The 20,578-nt window shown below is 66.7% G+C and carries 19 protein-coding genes; 10 read left to right on the forward strand and 9 right to left on the reverse strand.

What is annotated here, in order from left to right:
- Positions 1–98 precede the first annotated feature (98 nt).
- Complete coding sequence (locus tag V3B64_RS13250; RefSeq protein WP_329914257.1) at positions 99–242, reverse strand: hypothetical protein; 144 nt, start codon at positions 240–242, stop codon at positions 99–101.
- Positions 243–425: 183 nt separating this feature from the next.
- On the opposite strand from V3B64_RS13250, the gene V3B64_RS13255 reads away from it, so the two are divergent.
- Entirely contained in the window at positions 426–872 is a 447-nt protein-coding gene (locus V3B64_RS13255; protein ID WP_005411629.1) for a universal stress protein, read from the forward strand.
- Positions 873–1,007: 135 nt separating this feature from the next.
- Here the strand turns inward: V3B64_RS13255 and V3B64_RS13260 are convergent, their stop codons facing one another.
- Positions 1,008–1,292 carry a DUF2782 domain-containing protein gene (locus V3B64_RS13260; RefSeq protein ID WP_005411628.1) on the reverse strand — a complete coding sequence of 95 codons (285 nt, stop codon included), beginning with the start codon at positions 1,290–1,292 and terminating at the stop codon, positions 1,008–1,010.
- Between the two features lie 98 nt (positions 1,293–1,390).
- Between V3B64_RS13260 and polA the strand changes: the two genes are divergently transcribed.
- Both polA and V3B64_RS13270 read left to right on the forward strand, forming a co-directional pair.
- Complete coding sequence (gene polA / locus V3B64_RS13265) at positions 1,391–4,165, forward strand: DNA polymerase I (RefSeq protein ID WP_329914258.1); 2,775 nt, start codon at positions 1,391–1,393, stop codon at positions 4,163–4,165.
- 328 nt (positions 4,166–4,493) lie between these two features.
- Positions 4,494–4,973 (forward strand): YetF domain-containing protein, encoded by a 480-nt coding sequence (locus V3B64_RS13270; RefSeq protein WP_329914259.1) that lies wholly within the window; start codon positions 4,494–4,496, stop codon positions 4,971–4,973.
- Positions 4,974–5,062: 89 nt separating this feature from the next.
- On the opposite strand, the gene V3B64_RS13275 is transcribed toward V3B64_RS13270, so the two are convergent.
- The 7 genes from V3B64_RS13275 to V3B64_RS13305 all read right to left on the reverse strand — a co-directional run bounded on the left by V3B64_RS13275 (position 5,063) and on the right by V3B64_RS13305 (position 13,818).
- Positions 5,063–6,583 (reverse strand): hypothetical protein, encoded by a 1,521-nt coding sequence (locus tag V3B64_RS13275; protein ID WP_329914260.1) that lies wholly within the window; start codon positions 6,581–6,583, stop codon positions 5,063–5,065.
- A gap of 96 nt (positions 6,584–6,679) precedes the next feature.
- Positions 6,680–7,576, reverse strand: coding sequence for an oxygen-dependent coproporphyrinogen oxidase (gene hemF / locus V3B64_RS13280; RefSeq protein WP_134952110.1), 897 nt, complete (start codon positions 7,574–7,576; stop codon positions 6,680–6,682).
- A gap of 54 nt (positions 7,577–7,630) precedes the next feature.
- Positions 7,631–9,247 (reverse strand): hypothetical protein, encoded by a 1,617-nt coding sequence (locus V3B64_RS13285; RefSeq protein ID WP_329914261.1) that lies wholly within the window; start codon positions 9,245–9,247, stop codon positions 7,631–7,633.
- A 37-nt stretch (positions 9,248–9,284) separates the two neighbouring features.
- A complete protein-coding gene (locus V3B64_RS13290) occupies positions 9,285–10,406 on the reverse strand; it encodes a hypothetical protein (RefSeq protein ID WP_329914262.1) in 1,122 nt (373 codons plus the stop codon).
- Between the two features lie 35 nt (positions 10,407–10,441).
- Positions 10,442–11,002, reverse strand: coding sequence for a hypothetical protein (locus V3B64_RS13295; protein ID WP_049398641.1), 561 nt, complete (start codon positions 11,000–11,002; stop codon positions 10,442–10,444).
- 30 nt (positions 11,003–11,032) lie between these two features.
- Entirely contained in the window at positions 11,033–11,452 is a 420-nt protein-coding gene (locus V3B64_RS13300; protein WP_049424219.1) for an NUDIX domain-containing protein, read from the reverse strand.
- Positions 11,449–13,818 carry a S9 family peptidase gene (locus V3B64_RS13305; RefSeq protein WP_329914263.1) on the reverse strand — a complete coding sequence of 790 codons (2,370 nt, stop codon included), beginning with the start codon at positions 13,816–13,818 and terminating at the stop codon, positions 11,449–11,451. Before V3B64_RS13305 ends, V3B64_RS13300 begins: the two co-directional genes overlap by 4 nt.
- A gap of 167 nt (positions 13,819–13,985) precedes the next feature.
- On the opposite strand from V3B64_RS13305, the gene V3B64_RS13310 reads away from it, so the two are divergent.
- From V3B64_RS13310 to cydB, 7 genes are all read left to right on the forward strand, one after another.
- Positions 13,986–14,315, forward strand: a complete 330-nt coding sequence (locus V3B64_RS13310) for a hypothetical protein (RefSeq protein WP_005414880.1) — start codon at positions 13,986–13,988, stop codon at positions 14,313–14,315.
- A gap of 37 nt (positions 14,316–14,352) precedes the next feature.
- A complete protein-coding gene (locus V3B64_RS13315; RefSeq protein WP_100435462.1) occupies positions 14,353–15,006 on the forward strand; it encodes a sigma-70 family RNA polymerase sigma factor in 654 nt (217 codons plus the stop codon).
- A complete protein-coding gene (locus V3B64_RS13320) occupies positions 15,003–15,218 on the forward strand; it encodes a hypothetical protein (protein ID WP_329914264.1) in 216 nt (71 codons plus the stop codon). The genes V3B64_RS13315 and V3B64_RS13320 overlap by 4 nt, the downstream gene beginning before the upstream one ends.
- 318 nt (positions 15,219–15,536) lie before the next feature.
- Positions 15,537–16,835, forward strand: coding sequence for an ABC transporter permease (locus V3B64_RS13325; RefSeq protein WP_329914265.1), 1,299 nt, complete (start codon positions 15,537–15,539; stop codon positions 16,833–16,835).
- Positions 16,836–16,848: 13 nt separating this feature from the next.
- On the forward strand, positions 16,849–18,036 hold the full coding sequence (locus tag V3B64_RS13330; RefSeq protein WP_329914266.1) for an ABC transporter permease: 1,188 nt from the start codon (positions 16,849–16,851) through the stop codon (positions 18,034–18,036).
- A gap of 128 nt (positions 18,037–18,164) precedes the next feature.
- Positions 18,165–19,562: a cytochrome ubiquinol oxidase subunit I gene (locus tag V3B64_RS13335; protein ID WP_049462287.1), complete on the forward strand. Its 1,398-nt coding sequence runs from the start codon at positions 18,165–18,167 to the stop codon at positions 19,560–19,562.
- A 1-nt stretch (position 19,563) separates the two neighbouring features.
- Positions 19,564–20,577, forward strand: a complete 1,014-nt coding sequence (gene cydB / locus V3B64_RS13340; RefSeq protein WP_005414876.1) for a cytochrome d ubiquinol oxidase subunit II — start codon at positions 19,564–19,566, stop codon at positions 20,575–20,577.
- The last annotated feature ends 1 nt before the right edge of the window (position 20,578 follow it).

The following is a 20,578-nucleotide window of genomic DNA, read 5'->3' on the forward strand; positions in this document are numbered from 1 at the left end:
AGAGTCGAGGGGGGGGGGGGGGGGGGGGGGGGCGGGGCGGGGGGGCGCGGGGGGCGGGGGGGGGCGGCCCCCCCCCCCGACTCTACGGCAGCAGGTTATCAGCCGGCTGACTGCCTGGCGTTGTCGCGCTGGGCCAGATCCTTGCCCAGGTAATAGCCGCCGCAGAACAGCACGAAGGCGGCAATGAGGCTCCAAAGGATGATCCTGAGGGGGCTTCGTGATGTCGGCTTGCGGTCCTGCATGCGGGTTCTCCCAAGGCGGCGCGCCGCCGCCCACCCAGCTTGCGCTGCAGTGTCCGGGTACGCAAGCTGGCGATGCGCACACGCCGCTGCACGGCGCCGGATTGATCCTGCTCAAGGCGCGCCCTGCACATCCGGTGTGCAATGGTGTTGTTCCCATCTGGCAGACCGCCACGGAGCCCCACCATGTACAAGCGCATCCTGATTGCCACCGACGGATCCGAGCTGGCCGACAAGGGCCTGGCCAAGGGTCTGGAGCTGGCCAAGGACCTCAACGCCGAGGTCGATATCGTGACCGTTTCCGAGCCGTGGGCCGTCGGCATGTACGACGCCATGGGCTGGAGCGTGGGCTACATGAACAGCCCTGAATACAAGGCCGACCGCGAGGAAGGTGCGCAGAAGGTGCTGCAGCCGGCGCTGGCCAAGGCCGCCGAGCAGGGCATTACCGCCAACCCAGTGCACGTGCTGGACCGCTATGCGGCTGACGGCATCATCGAGACCGCCGGCGAGCGCAACAGCGACCTGATCGTGATGACCTCGCATGGCCGCCGTGGCGTGACCCGTGTGCTGCTGGGCAGCCAGACCGCTGAAGTGCTGGCACGCAGCACGCTGCCGGTGCTGGTCATCCGCTGATACAAGCGTTCCCGGGGAGGGGACCCGACGCCGGCCGCAGGATGCGCGCCGGCGTCATCTTTTGTGGGGGCCGGCAGGGGCCCATCCACGCATGGCGTGGATCTACTGAATCGCAGGGATCCGACCCCGGTCACATCACCAGCTGTACAGCTTCCAGTACACCGGCGATACGCCGTCCTTGTCGTTGTCGAAACGGCCATCGCCGTTCTTGTCGTACATGTAGAACGGGGCACCGCGCGACGGGGTCACCTTGACCATGCGCAGCTGGCCGGACACGCGGTATTCCTCGATGACATCGCCGTTGTCCATGGTGCGCTTGGACACATCCGCGCCCTTGACGTCCACCGGGGGAGCGCCCGCGCCACCCATGCTGGCGCAGCCAGCGAGCAGGAGCAGGGAAGCCAGCATCAGGGTCTTCATCGGCGGGGGCCTTTGCCTGGAAAGAGCCTTGATTATGCCCCATCGCCGCGGCTGTGCCGTGTCGTCGCAGTGCAGGCACGGGCGCGTAGAATCAACCCATGAGCAGATTAGTCCTGATCGACGGGTCCAGTTACCTGTACCGCGCGTTCCACGCGCTGCCGCCCCTGTCCAATGCACAGGGCGAACCCACCGGCGCGCTGTTCGGCGTGGTCAACATGCTGCGCTCGACACTGAAGGAGCGCCCGGCCTACGTGGCGTTCGTGGTCGATGCGCCGGGCAAGACCTTCCGTGATGACCTGTACGACCAGTACAAGGCCAACCGCCCGCCGATGCCCGACGAGCTGCGCAGCCAGGTCGAGCCGATGTGCCGCATCGTCGAAGCGCTGGGCATCAGCATCCTGCGCATTCCCGGCGTGGAGGCCGACGATGTGATCGGCACGCTGGCCCTGCAGGGCGTGGCGCAGGACCTGAAGGTGACCATCTCCACCGGCGACAAGGACTTTGCCCAGCTGGTGCGCCCGGGCATCGAGCTGGTCAACACCATGACCGGCAGCCGCATGGATTCCGATGCCGCAGTGATGGAGAAGTTCGGCGTGCGCGCCGACCAGATCATCGACCTGCTGGCGTTGATGGGCGACACCGTCGACAACGTGCCGGGCGTGGAAAAATGTGGGCCGAAGACCGCCGCCAAGTGGCTGGCCGAGTACCAGGACCTGGACGGGGTGATGGCGGCCGCGCCGACCATGAAGGGCAAGATCGGCGAGAACCTGCGCGCCGCGCTGGAGCGTCTGCCGCTGAACCGCGAGCTGGTGACCATCCGCACCGACGTGGAGCTGGACGCCAGCCCGACCACGCTGGCCCTGCGCGAGCAGGACGTGCCGGAGCTGACCGAGTTGTATGCGCGCTACGGCTTCACCCAGGCGCTGAAGGAGCTGGGTGCACCGCTGCCGGCGCCGACGGCCGCCAGCGAAGCAACGCCAAGCCTGCGTGGCACCGCCGCCGGCTTCGCCCGTGGCAGCGCCGAGGCACCGGCCGCCGGCACGCTGGATCCGGCGCTGGCCGCACCGGGTGAATACGAGACCGTGCTGACCGCCGAGCAGCTGCAGGCCTGGGTCGAGCGCCTGCAGCAGGCGGACCTGATCAGTTTCGATACCGAAACCGATGCGCTGGACGCGATGCGTGCGCGCCTGGTGGGCATCAGCCTGGCGGTCGAGCCGGGCAAGGCCGCCTATGTTCCGGTCGGCCACGATTACCCGGGCGCGCCGGCGCAGCTGCCGATGCAGCAGGTGCTGGATGCGCTGCGCCCGGTGCTGCAGGACCCGGCAAAGAAAAAGCTGGGCCAGCATGGGAAGTACGACCTGCATGTGCTGCGCCGCCACGGCGTGGAGGTGCAGGGCTACCACGACGACACCATGCTCGAGAGCTTCGTGCTCAATTCCACCGCCACCCGCCACGACATGGATTCGCTGGCCCTGCGTTACCTGGGCTACAACACCATCAAGTTCGAGGACGTGGCCGGCAAGGGCGCCAAGCAGATTCCGTTCTCGCAGGTGGGCATCGACGAAGCCAGCCGCTATGCGGCCGAGGACGCCGACGTCACCCTGCGCCTGCACCACGCGCTGCAGCCGCAGCTGCTGGCCGAGCCGGCGCTGGACAGCGTGTACCGCGACATCGAGATGCCGCTGGTGCCGGTGCTGACCCGCATCGAAGCCAATGGCGTGCGGATCGACACCGACGAACTGCGCCGGCAGAGCCAGGACCTGTCCTCGCGCATGCTGGCCGCGCAGCAGAAGGCCACCGAGCTGGCCGGCCGTAGCTTCAACCTGGATTCGCCCAAGCAGCTGCAGGCGGTGCTGTTCGATGAGCTGAAGCTGCCGGCGGTGGTGAAGACCCCGAAGGGCCAGCCCAGCACCAATGAAGAGGCGCTGGAGGCGATCGCCGACCAGCACGAGCTGCCGCGAGTGATCCTGGACTATCGGGGCCTGGCCAAGCTGCGCAGCACCTACACCGACAAGCTGCCGGAGATGGTCAACCCGGACACCGGCCGCGTGCACACCAGCTACCACCAGTCCGGCGCCGCCACCGGCCGCCTGTCCTCGTCAGACCCGAACCTGCAGAACATCCCGATCCGCACCGAGGATGGCCGCCGTATCCGCCGCGCATTCATCGCGCCGGAGGGCTTCCAGCTGCTGGCGGCCGACTATTCGCAGATCGAGCTGCGGATCATGGCCCACCTGTCCGAGGACCCGGGCCTGGTGCGTGCCTTCGAGCAGGGCGCCGACGTGCACCGCGCCACTGCCGCCGAGGTGTTCGGGCGCACGCTGGAGGAAGTGACCCCGAACGAGCGCCGCGCGGCCAAGGCGATCAACTTCGGCCTGATGTACGGCATGAGCGCCTTCGGCCTGGCCCGCAACCTGGGCATCGACCGTGGCCAGGCGCAGGACTACGTGGCGCTGTACTTCAGCCGCTACCCGGGCGTGCGTGATTTCATGGAGCGGATGCGCCAGCAGGCCCGCGACCAGGGCTATGTGGAAACCCTGTTCGGCCGCCGCCTGTACCTGAACGACATTCATGCACGTAACCAGGGCCTGCGCGCCGGTGCCGAGCGCGCCGCGATCAACGCGCCGATGCAGGGCACCGCCGCCGACATCATCAAGCGTGCGATGGTGGACGTGGACCAGTGGCTGCGTGACAGCGGCGCGCCGGCACGGATGATCCTGCAGGTGCACGATGAACTGGTGTTCGAAACCGAAAGCAGTTTCGTCGAGGAGTTGCGTTTGCAGGTGGTCGAGCGCATGTCGCAAGCGGCCAAACTGCGGGTGCCGCTGGTGGTCGATACCGGCATCGGCAACAACTGGGACGAAGCACACTGAGGGTGTTTCAGGCCGAAAACGACGTGAATTCGTTCATTCGTCAGAGGTTTCTGACTCGATCATGAATGTTGCCCTGATGGAGGTTCATTAAATTGGGCCCCTTCACGAACCGTTAGTGTTCGGAGTGCTTCTATAACTCTCGACAGGCGCAACGCCTGTTGTGGATCTCTCCCATCCCCTGGAGCAGATCTCGGAACGGGGACTCCTCCCCAAGTGCCCGTTCCCCGGCCCCGTTGACCTCCCCCTGGTCAGCGGGGCTTTTTATTTGTGCCGTTGCCAGATGACGTGGCCTGCGCCACGCTGGGCCACCGCTCCGCAGGGGAAGACAATGCCCGACCTGTTCGCACTGGCGATGCCGTGGTGGGAGTTCATCCTGCGCGCGGTGGTGGTCTATGTCGTGGTGCTGGGCATGGTCCGGCTCAGCGGCAAGCGCCCGCTGGGACAGATCACCCCGTTCGACGTACTGCTGGTGGTGCTGCTGGGCAACGCGGTGCAGAACGCGCTGCTGGGTACCGATACCTCGCTGGGCGGCGGCCTGCTGCTGGCGGCCACCCTGATCCTGCTCAACTATGGGGTGGGCTGGGTCAGTACCCGCAGCCGGCGCATCGAGCGCCTGGTGGAAGGAGAACCGGTAGTGATCGCGCGTGATGGGTGCCTGTTCGACGCCGTTCTGCGCCGTGAGCAGGTCACCCGCGCCGATTTCGAGGCCGCCATGCGCCAGCAGGGCTGCCTGGGCGTGGAGGATGTCGAGCTGGCCCTGCTGGAGATCAACGGGCACATCACCATCATCCCCAGGAAGAGCACCTGACGTGTAGCGTCGAGCTTGCTCGACTGTTTCCATCCACTGCCAGCAGAAGTCGAGCAAGCTCGACGCTACGGGTACCCCTTCCCGCGCCCTCAGAGCGCGGCTTCGGCCTTCAGTGCCGGCCAGTTGCGGGTGGCGTCCACATCGCAGGCTACATGTGTGCCCTCGCCATCCTTCGCGCAGATCGCTGCCATGGCCTGCGGGATCTTCGGGTCGGCGGTGTGCGAGTACACCGCTGCCAATGCCAGGCACCCTTCGCGGACACCGGCGCCGCACAGCGTCTCGAAGTAGGGCAGCGACGCGGCCCATTTCTCGGCCTCGAACAGGGCTTCGCCGGCAACCTTGCAGCCCAGCAGCTTGCCCTCGGTGCAGCAGGCCTTGGCGCCGTCCTTGCGTGCCAGGGTGGGGCAATCCAGTGGCAGCGGGATCTCCACAAACGCCGCCGGCGGCGTGCAGCTGGCATTGTCTGCGGCGGGCTTGCGCTCGTAGTAGGCGAAGCGGTTGCCGCCGTCGACGCTGGCGAGGTTTCCGTTCTTCAGCGGTTGCAGCACGAAGTCGCTGCCGACATCGGGACGGATGAGGATGCGGCCGTCCTGCAGGCGCGCGCGCAGGCGCTGGTCGCGGCCCTCGGCCTCAACCAGGCCGCCATCGAGGAAGCGCAGCTGCGAGAGCACACCGTACTCGGCTTCATAGCTCCCACACGGCAGCGCAGTGGCCGGCACCGGAGCCAGTGAAGCGACCGGCGCAGCGGCCAGGCTGGCAAGCGCCTTGGCGCGGCCGCAGGCCACGCCGTCCGCGCGCTGCGCGCACGACAGCTGCAGCGCTTCGTGGGCCTGCAACAGGCGCCCGCCACTCCACAGCACCTCGGCAACGTCGGCGCAGAAGGTCTCGCCGTGCTGCTGCCGGCACAGTGTGGCCAGCTCATCGAGCTGCGCGGACGGCAACACGGGATCAACCGAATGCTGCAGCCCGAGCAGGGACTTGCCGATCATCTCCAGCCCGACCACCTCGGCGATCGCCCTGCAGCCCTCGGCGTTGAAGGACGCGGAATCCTCCTTGCAGATCTCCGGCTTCGGCGGCTCGGCCCGTGCAGGCGCCGGGGCAGCGTCCTTGGCCTGCTGCTGGTAGGTCTCCAACAGCTGGGAGCAGGCCGCGCCCACGCCCTCGACGCACCAGGCGTGCAGCTTCACCGGTGCGGCCTCCGGCAGTGCCTCCAGGCACTCGGAGGTGTTCATCACGCAACCATCTTCGATGGGCTCGGGCATCGTCTTGCAGGCGGCGGCGTGCTCACGGGTGAACTCGCGATAGGGCGTGTTGATCGTGCGGTCGTTGTCCGAGAAGAACCAGTTTTCCAGGCGTCCGGTGGACAGGTTGCCGGTGCCGAGCACGTCTTCCTGGCGGGCGATGCGCAGCTCCTCGGTGGCCTGGTAGGGGCCGGACAGGAAGGCGTGGCCTTCGCTCTCGATGGTCAGCGTGATAGTGCCGCCGCTGTCCTTGTAGGTGCCGCAGGCCATCGATTGCGCGGCAGCCGGCAGGCTGGCCGAGGCCAGTGCGAGCAACAGCAGGGAGCGCCAACCCGCAGCGCGGGGGCGGAGGGAAACAGCAGAAGGCATGGGGTCATCCTTGAAGGAGGCAAAGCAGGACCTGTCCGGTGCGGGGCGCACCACAGGCAGGAGAAGACGCCACGCGTCAGGCGTGGCGCCGGAAGGTCAGAGCCAGTCGCGCGGCACCAGGTAATCGGCCAGGCATGCCTCGGCGCTACCCGCTTCCGGGGTGAAGCCGTACTCCCAGCGCACCCGCGGCGGCAGGCTCATCAGGATGCTTTCGCTGCGGCCACCACTCTGCAGGCCAAACAGCGTGCCGCGGTCGTAGACCAGGTTGAATTCCACATAGCGGCCGCGTCGGTACAGCTGGAACTCGCGTTCGCGCTCGCCGTAGGCGGTGTCCTTGCGCTGCTGCACGATCGGCAGGTAGGCATCCAGGAAGCCATCGCCGACCGCACGCAGATAGTCGAAATCGCGCTCGAAGTCGCCGTGCAGGTCGTCGAAGAACAGGCCGCCGACGCCGCGCGTTTCATTGCGGTGGCGCAGGAAGAAGTACTCGTCGCACCAGCGCTTGTGCGCGGCATAGCGTTCTTCGCCGAACGGGGCGCACAGGTCGCGCGCGACCCGGTGCCAGTGCTGCACGTCCTCGTCGAACGGATAGAACGGGGTCAGGTCGAAGCCACCGCCGAACCAGCTGGCCACCACTTCGCCGTCGCGCTGCGCCTGGAAGAAGCGCACGTTGGCATGGGTGGTCGGCACGTAGGGGTTGAGCGGGTGGAACACCAGCGACACGCCAGTGGCACGCCAGGAGGCGCCAGCCAGTTCCGGACGGTTGGCCGAGGCCGATGGCGGCAGGCGGCTGCCGGCCACGTCGGAGAAGCCGATGCCGGCCTGCTCGAACACCGCACCGTCGCGCAGTACGCGGGTACGCCCGCCACCGCCCTCGGCACGCTGCCACAGGTCTTCCTGGAAGCGGGCCTGGCCATCGACGGCCTCGATCGCCGCACAGATGCGGTCCTGCAGGTCGGTGAGATAGGCGCGCACGCGCTCGAATTCGTTCATGGCGCGTACTTTACCGCAGGGCCCGCCCGAAGCTGCGGGCAGGCCCTGGCCGGCTCAGCGCTTGCGGTTGGAGTTGCGCGGCGCCGGAGCGTCGTCCTCGGCTGCCTCGTCAACCGCCTTCTGCAGAGCACCACCCAGCGTGATCAACTCCCAGTTCTGGGTGCCGAGCACGTCGCAGGCCACGTGCAGGCCGCTGCGGTCGGCCTTGCAGAGCTGCTCCAGGGTTGCCCGTGCGTCCAGTTCCGCGCCGTTGCCCTGCGCGGTCACCAGGTTCTCGCACCCTTCGCGCACGCCGGCGCGGCAGACCGTGGTGTAGTGCCCGGCGGCCTGCAGCCAGTTCCCGGACAGCGCAAGGCGGTTGCCGAGAATGTTGCAGCCCTGCAGCTTGCCCTGCGCGCAGCAGGCTTCGGCACCGCCCTCGTTGGCCAGCGCCAGCGGGCAATCCTGCGGCAGTGGCAGCACCTTGAACTGCTTCGGTGCACTGCACCGGGTCGGGCCCTCGCCGGTGGGGACGAACACCTGGAAGCGGGTCCAGTTATCCAGGCCCAGCAACTGGCCGCCGGGCAGCGGGCGCAGCACGAAGTCGCCGTCCCGGTCGTGGTGGATGCGGATGTCGCCCGCTTCGACGCGTGCGCGAAGATGGCTGCTCCAGCCAACGCCAACCAGGCCGGCATCGCCGAAGTCCAGCGTGTCCATCAGGCCGCCGTCGGACCGGTAGTTGCCGCAGGGTAATGCAGTTGCGGGCTGCGGTCGCAGCGATGCGCCCACCGCCTGCAACGCCGGCAGGCGCTCACAAGTGGCGGTGTCATTGCCGGGGGTGCAGGCCGCAGCCAGGGCCTGCACCGCCTGCTGGGGATCTCCCGCGTCCCAGGACAGCTCAGCCACGCGGGTGCAGAAACCGCCGTGCGGTACCTCGCGGCACAACCGCAACAACTGTTGCCGCCGCTCAGCTGGAATGATCACCGGCACGGTCGGTGCCGTCATCGTCACCATGGCTTCGGTCATGGCGGCCGTCATCGCGGCCTTGACCAGCTGCTCCTGCACTGCCGGGTCGGCCTCGAGTGCGGCGGCACACGCCGGGGTTCCCTGTTCGAAGCCACCGTTGTCACAGGCGGCGGGTAGTTTGATGCCGGACAGGGCGGCGTCGAGCGCTGCCTTTGCCAGGGCGGGATCGGCCTCGACCGTGGGTTTGGCTTCCTCATGCCAACGATCAGCCAGTTGCAGGCACATGCCGGGCACGCCTTCCCGGCACCCTGCTTCCAGCGCGGCCGGGGTCGCTTCGCGACGGTTGTCCAAGCACGCGGCCGCATCGGCCAGGCAGCTGCCATCAGCCGGCGTGGCGGCTGCGGCGCACGGTGCGGGGGCCTGCAGGAGGTAGACCGTGCCATCCACCTCGACCGTGCGGCCACGATCGCGCACCTGCAGCGCACTGGGCAGGCCGTACTCCAGGTTCACCAGCTGCAGCTTTCCGTCGATCTGCTGGAACGCGACCGGAGACGGCGCACTGCCGAAGTGCTTCTGCTCGCCGCGGTTCGGTGAGCTGATGCGCAGCGTGCCGCTGCCTTCGTCGGCCTTGAACAGGCCGCATTGTGGTGACTGTGCGGCGGCCATCGGCGCGGCCAGCAGCAGGGCCCAGGCCAGCCAGCGGCGGCGCGGTGCGGGTGAATGCATGTCGTCTCCTTGACGATCGAACGGGAAACTCCAGGCGCTACGGCGAACCCTGGCCCTCGCGCGGGGGCGTGCATTGTGCCGTGCCGGGCACGAGCTGGTAACGCTGGTAGGCCGTCTGGTTGTCCATGCCGAGCAGGTCGCCGTTGCCGAGCTGGCGCAGCACAAGGGTTTCGCCGTTCTGCTGCAGCTGGACGGCGCCTTCATGCAGGCGGGCATGCGCGCCGTCACCGAAGTCGAGCATGTCGATCACGCCACCGTCGGCCTGGTAACGGCCGCACGGCACCTGCTGCAGCGGAACCAGGCGCAGGTCGGTGCCGAGTTCACGCAGCGGTGCAGTACGTTCGCAGGCACTGACGCGGCCCGCATCGCAGACCACCTGCAGGGCCTGCACTGCCAACGCAGGTTCCAGCGCGTTCAATTGCTGCGCGGCCACTTCCACGCAGAAGCGGCCACTGCGGTGCTGCAGGCACCGCTGCTGCAGCTGATCGCGTGCAGCGGCCGGAAGCGGCGAACCCAGCGTGTCTTCGTCTTCCTGCTGCAGGCGTTGATTCACCCGCTGCATGGCGGCAGCCAATGCATCATTGGTCAGCGCCTCGCAGGCCTGCGGGTCATGCCCGGGCGTGTGTTCGCGGCAGGCAGGCGGGCGATCAAAGCCCGTGGCACCGACGTCGTCGGTGGCCTTCGCTGGGCTGTCATCCCGCAGTTGTCGCAGCAGCGCCGAGCAGCCCGCGCCAACGCCTTCGCTGCACGCGCGCTGGGCCTGGCTGGGCGAAGCCGCGGGCAGCTGCGCAATGCAGTGGCTGCCGGCGGCGCGGCAGCTGCCGGCAATCGCGCTGGGCTCGCTGGCGCAGTCCCGGGACTGGCGCAGCGTGTAGACCACCACAACCTCGTCTTCGATGCGCTGCCCATCGGCACTGATCCGGACCGGCAGCGCCACGCCATCGTCGAGCATGACCAGGCGGGCCTGCGCCGCACTGCGATCGACCCACAGCGGCTCCGGCTCGCTGCCGTCGTCGTGGCGGTAGCCGGTGCTGGGTGATGTGAATATCAGCGCCATGCCACCGTCGGTGCTGCGGTATTCGCCACAGCGCAGCGCATCGGCGGCGGCAGGCAGCGCGGCGAACAGCAGCAGCGCGGGGAGAAGGGTCAGCAAGCGCATGCGACGGTCTTTGTCGTGCGGGAAAGGGGTGTGGCTCAGTGGAAGCGCGAGCGGATGTCTGGTCGCAGCAGTCGCCAGGCCAGCCAACCCTGCAGGCCGAGGAGTACGAATGACATGGCCACCATGGTCAGCGTGATCAACCAGCGCTTCAGATGGAGTTCCTGTTGCAGGACGGCGTCGTCGGAGAGAAACGGGATGACGTCGCGCATGAACACGTCCAGCCACCCGGCGATCGCAAAGTTGGTCAATGCACTCATCAGCAGGATCGCCACAAAGCTCCACAGGCCCCAGCTGCGCTCGCGCAGCAGTCCCCAGCTGGCCAGTGTCGAGGCAAGGCACAGCAGTGCGACGATCATCGACGCGGCCACCGGATGCGCCAGAAGCCAGATCAGGCTGTGCAGGTGCTGGAGTTGTACTTCCCTCTCAACCAGGTGCCAGATCGGAAGGTTGTGCAGCGGCCACAGCAGCAGTCCCTGCATCACGAAGTAGACCGTGAGCAGCAGTGACAGCCAGAACGAGGCGTGTGCGATCGGGCGCACCCAAGCGTGATAGGTCGGTTGGACCAGCGAAGGAATCGGCGGGATCGACATTGACATCCGGTGTCCTTGCAATCGGTGCCCGCGCGCTCAGCGGGCCGTCACCCGGGTGGCGACGGCCGGCAGGATATGGTGTTCGCTCAGCGGTGCCAAGGGCAGGCCGTGCGGTGGCTGCAGCGGCACCCAGGCCAGTTCGGCGATCTCCGCGCGTGCCTGTGGCATGCCGTCCACCTGCACCCACCAGGCCTGGGCCTGCACGCGGTGGCCAGGCTCGTTCACCGCCCAGTCCTGGAACGTGCCCAGCGCGATGGAGGCATCGGTGCACAGCTGCACGCCGAGTTCCTCGTCCAGCTCGCGGGCCAGCGCCTGCAGCGGTGCTTCGCCGGCTTCGGGTTTGCCGCCCGGCTGGATGAAACGGTCAGCGCCGTGCTTGCGCACCACCAGCGCCCGGCCGCGGTCATCCAGGATGACCGCGGCCACGATGTGGATCGTGGCCGCGGCGTTGCTCACTTCAGGTTCTGCTCGAACAGCTTGAGGATGCGCTTGTACTGGTCCAGCCAGGAATCGGCGCGGACGTAGCCGTGGCGCTCCAGCGGGTACGGTGCGATCGACCAGTTGTCCTTGTGCAGTTCGATCAGGCGCTGGGTCAGGTTCACCGAGTCCTGGAAGAACACGTTGTCATCCATCATGCCGTGGGCGATCAGCAGGTTGTCCTGCAGGTTCTGCGCGTACTCGATCGGCGAGGACACGCGGTACGCCTCCGGATCGATGTCCGGGGTGTTGAGGATGTTGCTGGTGTAGCCATGGTTGTACTGGTGCCAGTCGACCACCGGGCGCAGCGCGGCGCCGGCCTTGAACGTGCCCGGCGAGCGGAACAGCGCCATGAAGGTCATGAAGCCGCCGTAGGAACCGCCGTAGATGCCGGCGTGGTCGCGGTCACCCTGCTGGGTGTCGACCAGCCAGTCCAGGCCGTCCTTGTAGTCTTCCAGTTCCGGGTGGCCCATGTTGCGGTAGATCGCCGTACGCCAGTCGCGGCCGTAGCCCTCGCTGCCGCGGTAATCCATGTCCAGCACGATGTAGCCCTTCTGCACCAGCAGGTTGTGGAACATCTGCTCGCGGAAGTAGGCCGGGTAGCGCTGGTGCACGTTCTGCAGGTAGCCGGCACCGTGCACGAACATCACGATCGGGTACTTCTTGCCGGGTTCCTTGTTTTCCGGTTCGTAGTACTTGGCCCAGACCACGCCGGCGCCATGCTTGGACGGCACTGCCACCAGCTTCGGCTGGATCCACTGGCGCGCCTTGTAGTCGGCGGTGCGGGTGTCGGTCAGCACGCGGGCCTGGCCACCGGTGCTCGGCAGCACGGCCAGCTGCGGCGGCAGGTAGGCGCCGGAATAGCGCACCAGCAGCTGCTGGCCGTCCGGCGACAACGAGAAGTCTTCCACGCCGTTGAGGCTGGTCAGCTCGCGCACCTGGCGGTTGCCGGTGTCGACCGCGCAGACTTCGTAGTCATGCGGTGCCTGCTGGTTGCACAGGAAATAGAAGCCCTTGCCATCGGCCGACGGCACCGGCGCCGAGGTTTCCCACTTGCCGCTGGTCAGTGCCTGCGGCTTGGCCGTGCCGGTCTGGGTGTACAGGTGCGAGAAGCCCGATTCCTCGGACAGCAGCCACAGCGTGCGGCCATCGGCCATCCAGCCGAAATCGTTGAAGCCCCAGTTGATCCAGCCGTTGTCGGTCAGGCGATGGCGGTTCTGCACGCGGCCATCGGCAGCGTTGACGCTGATGATCCAGCGGTCCTTGTTGTCGTTGGCACGCAGCATCACCGCGGCCTGCTGGCCGTCGGCGCTCCAGCGGATGCCACCGCCCATGAAGTCGCTCATCACCTGCACGCTGCGGTCGCCCTTCAGCGCATCCTTGCCGGCCTTGCGGCGCAGCTCGGCCAGCGGATCGGTGCTGATGCCAGGCAGGCTGGACAGCGAGACCTTCTCGGCCTTGCCGGTGCGCACGTCCACATACCACAGGGTGTGCGGTTCGAAGCCGTTGCGGCCGACGCGGGTGCGGGTGTCTTCGGTTTCCTCGTAGCCCGACTCGGTCACGTACAGCGGCATCTTGCCGCCACGGCCGTCGTCGAAGTCCTTCGGCTTGGTCACCACGATCAGGTGGGTCAGGTCCGGCGACAGCACGCTGTCGGCGATCTCCACGTCGGTGCCCAGGTACACCGGGCCCGGCGCGCGGGTCGGGTCGGCCTGGCGCCAACGCTGGTCCTGGTCCTTCAGTGCTTCGCGCTGGTCGCGGTCGCGGCGCAGGGTTTCCAGCGTGCGCAGCTGCTGGTCACGCAGCACGTCGGCCTTCGGCGGCGTCCGCGGATCCTTCTCTGCCTTCAGGCTGGCCACCTGCTGCACGCCGCTGGCGGCGGTCCAGTGGAACCAGTTCTGGCCAACGCGCCAGATCACGCCATTGTCGGCAGCAAAGTTCACGTTGCCCGCGCGCTCGTTGCTGCGGGTCAGCTGGGTCAGCGCGCCGCTGCGCAGGTCGCGCACGAACACGTCGCCATTGCGGACGAAGGCGCTGCGGCTGCGGCTGCGGTCGTAGACCGGCTCGGCCACGTCCAGGGTGCCGCGCTGGTCATCGGCCACCTGTGCGGCCACGCCACCCGCCACCGGCTGGCGGAACGTATCGCGCACCGGGCTGCCGTTGCGCTTGAGCTGGTATTCCACCTGCTGGCTGTTCCACGACCACCAGGCCTTCTCGACCGGCGGACCGATCCAGTCCGGGTCGGCCATGGCCTGTTCGATGGTGATCGGCGTCGGCGCGGCATGCGCAGCCGGTGCGGCCAGCACGGCCGACAGCAGGAGGGACAGGGGCAGCACTCGGGACATGGGCGGACGGCACCAGAAGAGGAAACCGGCCAAGCGTAGCAGCCGCAAGGGCCCGGGGCAGGGGCCACAGGTCATGGCAGCGGGATTGGCAAAGTGGTGCAACCGGTAGCCGGCCTCGCGCATCCATTCTCCTGAACCCGCATCATCCACCGAACAGGAGCCCGACCATGCAGGAACTGATCCCGATCACCCTCTTCATCTGCATCGCCTATGCGATCCACGCCATTGCCGATGCCCGCGCCCGCAGCAAGCTGGTGGCCCCGCACGTGCCGGAGGAAGTGATCCGCTCGCTGGCCGTGCTGGAAGAAGAACGCCGCCGCCAGGGGGCGCTGCGCTGGGGCATCAGCCTGGTCTGCCTGGCGTTGGCCATGGCCCTGCTGGAAGCGATCGGTGCCCGTGACCTGACCTTCGGTGCCGCCGCCGCGCTGGTCGGCAGTGCTGGCCTGGGCCAGCTGCTGGCCTGGCACTTCACCCGCCCCGCCGCACGCAAGGGCTGAGCCGGCCCATGTCACGGGCACAGGGGGCGCCCCGCAGATGAGCCTGCTCGGCGAAGCATTGTCGGCACTGCGGGGCCGTCGCCGCCACGATGCAGCGGAGACGGCGGCACCCGCCGCACCGCTGGATGCGGACCAGGCCCTGGTGCGGGCCATCATCGATGGCTCGCAGGCGGCGTTTTCGCAGCTGGTCGAGACCCACCAGCGCACCTGCGCACATGTGATCGGGCGCATGGTGGGCGACCGCGATCAGGTGGCCGACCTGCTGCAGGAGACCTTCCTGGCCGTGTTCCGCCAGCTGCACCGCTTTCGTTTTGAATCCTCGCTGCGCACCTGGGTTTCCCGGGTGGCCTACACCACCGCGCTGCAGCACCTGCGCCGGCGACGGCTGGAGGCGCAATGGATGGTGGCGGTGGAGGTGCCGGAGGAACTGGGAATCGGCGATGAAGGACCGGGGCCGGCTGAACTGAGCGAGGCGCTGCAGGCGGGGCGCCATCTTGGCGTGGCGCTGGAGCGGTTGAGTGCACCGCAGCGCCTGATCGTCGGCCTGCACTACCTGGAGGACTTCGACCTGGTCGAGATCGAGCAGGTGACCGGGCTGGCACGCGGTACCATCAAGAGCCACCTGCACCGCGCGCGCCAGGTCCTGAAGCAGGAACTGACGCGGCATGCCGCCGCCGGAGAACTGCTGTGAGCCCATCGACCGACCCTCGCGATGCGGAAGAACGCGCGCTGGCGCAGGCGTTGCGTGAGCAGACGCAGCAGGAAGAGACGCCGGATGTGAGCGAGGCGCTGCAGAAGCGCATTGCCGCTGAATCGCGCGATAGTGGCGTGGGCTATGTGGTGGTGCAGGTGGCGTTGTTGGGGGCGTTGGTGGCGGCAGCTGTCTGGTACTTCTGGGTCTAGAAAAACACTGACGCCTGCACCTGATTCTGGACGCTTTTTCCTCCAACACCTGATCAGATGGCCAGGCATCGGGCGTTGTCTGCAAATCGATAGTTAGTCTTCTGCGTCAGATTCCGTCACCTCGGTCTCGTCGTCGGTGGCGATGGCTCTATCCAGGACCTACGAGCTGCGTGTGTTTCCTGAGGAAAGTTGCAAATCCCATGTCTCTACTTGAGGCGTAGTTTTACAATCAGAGATTCTCAACCATCAGCTTCCAAAGGCATGGAGTGAGAATCACATGGACAGGTGCGCGAGTAAGCCAATGCCGGATGCAGTTGGATGATGCTCTACTACGTCCAGCTTTCGCTTGCCCGATTCAAGCAGAGAGTCGGCACTCATCTGGCAATCGCTCTCATGCTGGGTGCGGGGGTAGGGATCACCACCGTGATGCTTTCCATTGTTCTCCAGGCATCGTCGGATCCCGCTCCAGGCCGGAGCTCGGCATTGTTCCGCCCCTACCTTGACGCGCGTCCAGATGCACTGCGCAGTGGCTCTCCGGATCCTGGCCAGGCACTGACCTGGCCAGACGCGAAGGTGCTTCTGAACCAAGGCCGGACGTGGAAGCAGGCAGCAATGGCAGGGGGCGCGGTGACGCTCTCCCGGCCGGGAGAGCCCAGCGCAAGATTGCGCGCCAGGTTCGCCACGTCCGAAGTCTTCAGTGTCCTCGGCATTGCCGTTGTTCAAGGGCGCGCATGGACCGCCGAGGAGGGGCATGCTGCGAGTCGAATCGTGGTTCTGTCGCGTGTGCTCGCAGAGCGCGAGTGTGCACAGGGCTGTGTTGGTCATCAGTTGGACCTGGGCAGACGCACCTATACCGTGGTGGGTGTCGCGGAGGATTGGCATCCGGTGCCTATGTTTCAGGGAGACCTCACGCGCAGACCGTTTGTGGAGCCTGACGAGATCTACCTGCCGCTTGAAACCGCAATCGCAGATAAGCTGACCGTTGTGGACGGGACGGCGATCTGGGGTGGTGACCAGGACACGGATCCTGCAGGGGCCAATGTTTCCTGGCTTCAATTGTGGGCGTGGCTGCCCACCGCAGATGATGTCGCCGCTTACCGCGCGAATCTGAACGCCTATGCGCAGGATAAGGGGCTTCGGATCGAGCCAGGCGCCCAGCAGGTGGCACTCTGGCCGTTGATGGATTGGCTGGACAGGCTGGGATTGGTTCCGGAGCAGGCCAGGATGCAGCTTCGGTTGTCGCTGATCCTGCTCGGCGTGTGCATCGTCAACGCGGCGGCGCTGCTGAGCTTCAGTCTGGGGCGCCGTCGGCGGGAGCTCGCGATACGACGTGCACTGGGAGCACGACGCCGAGACGTGTTCATCCAGCTCATGTGGGAATCCATCGCGGCGGGCGTCGCAAGCGGTGCGCTCGCTGTCGTCACCTATACGCTGGGAATACGGGTGGTTGCTGCGGGAGACGTTCTGCCCAGCGCGATAACAGCGATGCATGCCGGGGCAATGCTGATGGCGGCTGGTCTGGGAGTCGTCACGACGTTGCTCTGTTCATTGGTCCCATCGTTTGAAATCTGCAGGGTCAGCTCACTGTCGAGTGCCTTCGCGAAGGGGGCTGCCTGAAATGTTCGAATCAATGAGGGAGACTCGACGACATCTGGGAAGCGCCGCACTGCTTGCAGTGCAGGCTGCGCTTGCAAGCCTGGCATGTGCGTTCGCACTGCAATCTGTGCTGGACAGCTTCGCCAGATTGAACACCCGCAGCATCCGGGACGCAGTATCGATTGGTGTGGTCAGGGTCTCGGATGTCGAAGAAGGCGCTGATGCTGCAGTGCTGCGGGCAGACCTGTCCGCGATCCGGCTGCCCGGTGTTCAGGACACGGTTGTGAGCGACGCTGTTCCGTTCGGGGGAAGAGCCCATCGATACGGCGTGTGCACCAGCGAGTCGGCCATGGCGTACTCGATGAACGCGGGTACGACAGACGTTGCTGGATGTGATCGCATTCCCGTGGCAACTGCCAGTTCTGGCTTGCTGGCGATGCTGGGCGCGGGAATCGTCCTGGGACGGGATGCCACAGAGGACGACATGGCTGAAGGTGCTCCGGTAGTGCTGATCAGTGAAGCGCTGGCTGCCCGTCTGTTCGGAACGGAGAGTGCTGTTGGCCGCCACCTGTATTTCGGCCCCGGCAGCAGCCGGGTCATCGTGGGCGTATTTGCGTCTGTTGCTGGACCGGCACCAGGAGGCAATGAGCGGGACTCGCAATGGGCGCTGCTTCCGGGCCTTCCCACGGGCGCCAGTCGCTATTATCTGGCGAAGTGGAAGTCGGAGGTTGATCGTTCATCGCTTGATCGCACTGTCGATGCGCTGCAGCGGCCCTATCGGATCGTGAATTCGACCGGTGTCGAGACGCTGGCGGGATATCGCGACGCCTACGTCAAAGCTGATCGCTTCGCTACGACCGTGCTCGCGGTCATGACGGCCATCGTTCTCGGTGTGCTGATGGCCGGGGTTTCCGGAGTCGTAGGCGCCTGGCTTGATCGGCGCCGGCACTCCATTGGGGTTCGACGGACACTCGGTGCTCGCGGCTCAGTGATCTTTGCCGAAATCATGTTCGAAGTTTCACTGTTCACCACACTGGGCGCCCTGCTCGGCGCGTTGTCGTTGCAGTGGATAGGGCCGCCACAGGATGGCATCACAGGTTCACTGTGGTTCTCGATATCGAGCGCTGTCGTGCTGGTGATGGCGGCCTGCTTGACTGCACTGGTACCCCGGGCCCTGCGAATCGCCAAGGAGCCGCCCTTGACCCTGCTGAAGCCCCTGTAGCCCGTTCATCCTGTCATCCAGCTTCCCTGCGACAAAGTGAAGCAGCGCGTCACCCGGTCGCATCCCACCTTAACGAAATCCTCCTAAAGTGGTCCGGTATCCCACCGGTCACAGGCAGGAGGCGTCCCTTGGACGCGTTGTTGTTGTCCCGGATCCAGTTCGGATTCGTCATCAGTTTCCACGTGCTGTTCCCCGCCTTCACCATCGGTACGGCCAGCTGGCTGGCCTTCATCGAATGGCGGTGGCTGCGCACGAAGTTGCCCGTGTGGCGCGAGCTGTATTTCTTCTGGCAGAAGATCTTCGCCGTGTCGTTCGGCATGGGCGTGGTCAGCGGCATCGTCATGGCCTTCCAGTTCGGCACCAACTGGCCACGGCTGAGCGAGGTGGCCGGCACGGTCATCGGACCGCTGCTGACCTACGAGGTGCTGACCGCGTTCTTCCTGGAAGCCAGCTTCCTCGGCGTGATGATGTTCGGCTGGGGCCGGGTCTCGCCGCGCCTGCATTTCTTCTCCACCTGCATGGTGGCGCTGGGCACGCTGTTCTCCACGTTCTGGATCCTGTCGTCCAACAGCTGGCTGCATACACCGGCCGGCTACGAGATGGTCAACGGCATCGTGCATCCGGTGGACTGGTGGCAGGTGGTGTTCAACCCCTCGTTCCCCTATCGCCTGGCCCACATGGCGCTGGGCTCGTTCATCACCACCTGTTTCGTGATCGGTGGCGTCGGCGCGTGGTACCTGCGCAAGGGCACACATGTCGAGGCCGGACGGCGCATGCTGATCGCGGCGGTGGCGTTCGCGGCGCTGACGGTGCCGGTACAGATCTTCGTCGGCGACATGCATGGCCTGAACACGCTCAAGCATCAGCCGATGAAGATCGCGGCGATGGAAGCGCACTGGCATGAAACCCAGGAAGGCGAGGGCGTGCCGCTGGTGGTGTTCGCGCTGCCGAACGAGAAGGAAGAGCGCAACGACTTCGAAGTGGCGATTCCGAAGCTGGGCAGCGTGATCCTCACCCACAGCCTGGACGGCACCTTCGATCCGCTCACCTCGGTGCCGGCCAGCGAACGGCCGCCGGTGACGCCGGTGTTCTTCGCCTTCCGCATCATGGTTGGGCTGGGCACGCTGATGCTGCTGCTGGCCTGGGTGTCGGCTTTTCAGCTGTGGCGCAGGAAGCTGCTGGATTCGCCGTGGCTGCTGCGCGGCTGGAACTGGATGCTGCCCAGCGGTTTCATCGCACTGCTGTCCGGTTGGTTCGTCACCGAGATGGGGCGCCAGCCGTGGGTGGTGTATGGCGTGCTGCGCACCGCCGATGCGGTGGGGCCGCAGAGTGCGTGGATGACCGCGTTGTCGCTGGGTGTCTATGTGGTTGGCTATGCCTTCGTGTTCGGCTGGGGCATCTGGTACCTGGTGAAGATCCTGCGCCACGGGCCGCAGCCGTATGCCGAGGGGCCGTCGCTGGACCATGGCAGCCATACCCCGGCACGTCCGTTGTCGGCCGCCGATGAACCGCTGGAGGAGCGCTGACATGGACCTGATGACCTGGCTGCCGGTGGCGTGGTTCGCGGTGATCGGCTTCGGCGTGCTGATGTACGTGGTGCTGGACGGCTTCGTGCTCGGCATCGGCATCCTTGCCCCGTTCGCCGAGGACGAGGAACAGCTGGACCTGATGATGAACACCGCCGCGCCGATCTGGGACGGCAACGAGACCTGGCTGGTGCTCGGTGGCGCCGGCCTGCTGGCGGCGTTCCCGAAGGCGTATGCGGTGCTGCTGTCGGCGCTGTACCTGCCGGTGCTGCTGCTGGTGGTGGCGCTGGTATTCCGCGGCGTGGCCTTCGAGTTCCGCTTCAAGGCGCATCGATCGCGCCGGTTGTGGAGCGTGGCGTTCGGCCTCGGTTCGCTGTTGGCCACGTTTGCCCAGGGCGTGATCCTCGGCACCCTGGTGCAGGGCATCCCGCTGGTGGACGGTGTCTATCAGGGCGGGCCGTTTGCCTGGTTCAGCCCGTTCGCGATGCTGACCGGTGCCGCACTGGTGGCCGGCTATGCGCTGCTGGGCAGCACCTGGCTGATCCTGAAGACCGAAGGGCGCGTGCAGGCGCTGGCGCGGCAGATGACCCGGCCACTGGTGGTGGCGGTGATCGCGGCGATGGGCCTGGTCAGCAGTTGGCTGCCGTTCCTCGATTCGCGCCTGATGGCGCGCTGGTTCAGCGACGGCAACTTCTGGTGGCTGTCGCCGGTGCCGCTGCTGACCCTGGCGGTGGCCGCCGCGCTGTGGCGCAGTGCCACCCACCCGCGCCGCGACCTGCCGCCGTTCCTGCTCAGCCTGGCCCTGTTCGTGCTCGGCTTCCTCGGCCTGGTGCTGGGCATGTGGCCTTATCTGCTGCCACCGTCGATGACCCTGTGGCAGGCCGCCGCGCCGGCGTCGTCGCTGGGCTTCACGCTGGTCGGGCTGGTCATATTGCTGCCGGTCATCCTCGGCTATACGGCGTGGTCCTACCGGGTATTCCGCGGCAAGGTGCACGCCGACACCGGTTACCACTGAT

The sequence above is a fragment of the Stenotrophomonas sp. SMYL86 genome, assembly GCF_036320025.1.
In the GTDB taxonomy this organism is placed as follows: domain Bacteria; phylum Pseudomonadota; class Gammaproteobacteria; order Xanthomonadales; family Xanthomonadaceae; genus Stenotrophomonas; species Stenotrophomonas maltophilia_A.

What these genes read in the sequence shown, in the direction of transcription:
- V3B64_RS13250 (WP_329914257.1), bottom strand. Translation starts at nt 242, where the DNA reads ATGCAGGACCGCAAGCCGACATCACGAAGCCCCCTCAGGATCATCCTT.
- V3B64_RS13255 (WP_005411629.1), top strand. Translation starts at nt 426, where the DNA reads ATGTACAAGCGCATCCTGATTGCCACCGACGGATCCGAGCTGGCCGAC.
- V3B64_RS13260 (WP_005411628.1), bottom strand. Translation starts at nt 1,292, where the DNA reads ATGAAGACCCTGATGCTGGCTTCCCTGCTCCTGCTCGCTGGCTGCGCC.
- polA (WP_329914258.1), top strand. Translation starts at nt 1,391, where the DNA reads ATGAGCAGATTAGTCCTGATCGACGGGTCCAGTTACCTGTACCGCGCG.
- V3B64_RS13270 (WP_329914259.1), top strand. Translation starts at nt 4,494, where the DNA reads ATGCCCGACCTGTTCGCACTGGCGATGCCGTGGTGGGAGTTCATCCTG.
- V3B64_RS13275 (WP_329914260.1), bottom strand. Translation starts at nt 6,583, where the DNA reads ATGCCTTCTGCTGTTTCCCTCCGCCCCCGCGCTGCGGGTTGGCGCTCC.
- hemF (WP_134952110.1), bottom strand. Translation starts at nt 7,576, where the DNA reads ATGAACGAATTCGAGCGCGTGCGCGCCTATCTCACCGACCTGCAGGAC.
- V3B64_RS13285 (WP_329914261.1), bottom strand. Translation starts at nt 9,247, where the DNA reads ATGCATTCACCCGCACCGCGCCGCCGCTGGCTGGCCTGGGCCCTGCTG.
- V3B64_RS13290 (WP_329914262.1), bottom strand. Translation starts at nt 10,406, where the DNA reads ATGCGCTTGCTGACCCTTCTCCCCGCGCTGCTGCTGTTCGCCGCGCTG.
- V3B64_RS13295 (WP_049398641.1), bottom strand. Translation starts at nt 11,002, where the DNA reads ATGTCAATGTCGATCCCGCCGATTCCTTCGCTGGTCCAACCGACCTAT.
- V3B64_RS13305 (WP_329914263.1), bottom strand. Translation starts at nt 13,818, where the DNA reads ATGTCCCGAGTGCTGCCCCTGTCCCTCCTGCTGTCGGCCGTGCTGGCC.
- V3B64_RS13310 (WP_005414880.1), top strand. Translation starts at nt 13,986, where the DNA reads ATGCAGGAACTGATCCCGATCACCCTCTTCATCTGCATCGCCTATGCG.
- V3B64_RS13315 (WP_100435462.1), top strand. Translation starts at nt 14,353, where the DNA reads ATGAGCCTGCTCGGCGAAGCATTGTCGGCACTGCGGGGCCGTCGCCGC.
- V3B64_RS13325 (WP_329914265.1), top strand. Translation starts at nt 15,537, where the DNA reads ATGATGCTCTACTACGTCCAGCTTTCGCTTGCCCGATTCAAGCAGAGA.
- V3B64_RS13330 (WP_329914266.1), top strand. Translation starts at nt 16,849, where the DNA reads ATGAGGGAGACTCGACGACATCTGGGAAGCGCCGCACTGCTTGCAGTG.
- cydB (WP_005414876.1), top strand. Translation starts at nt 19,564, where the DNA reads ATGGACCTGATGACCTGGCTGCCGGTGGCGTGGTTCGCGGTGATCGGC.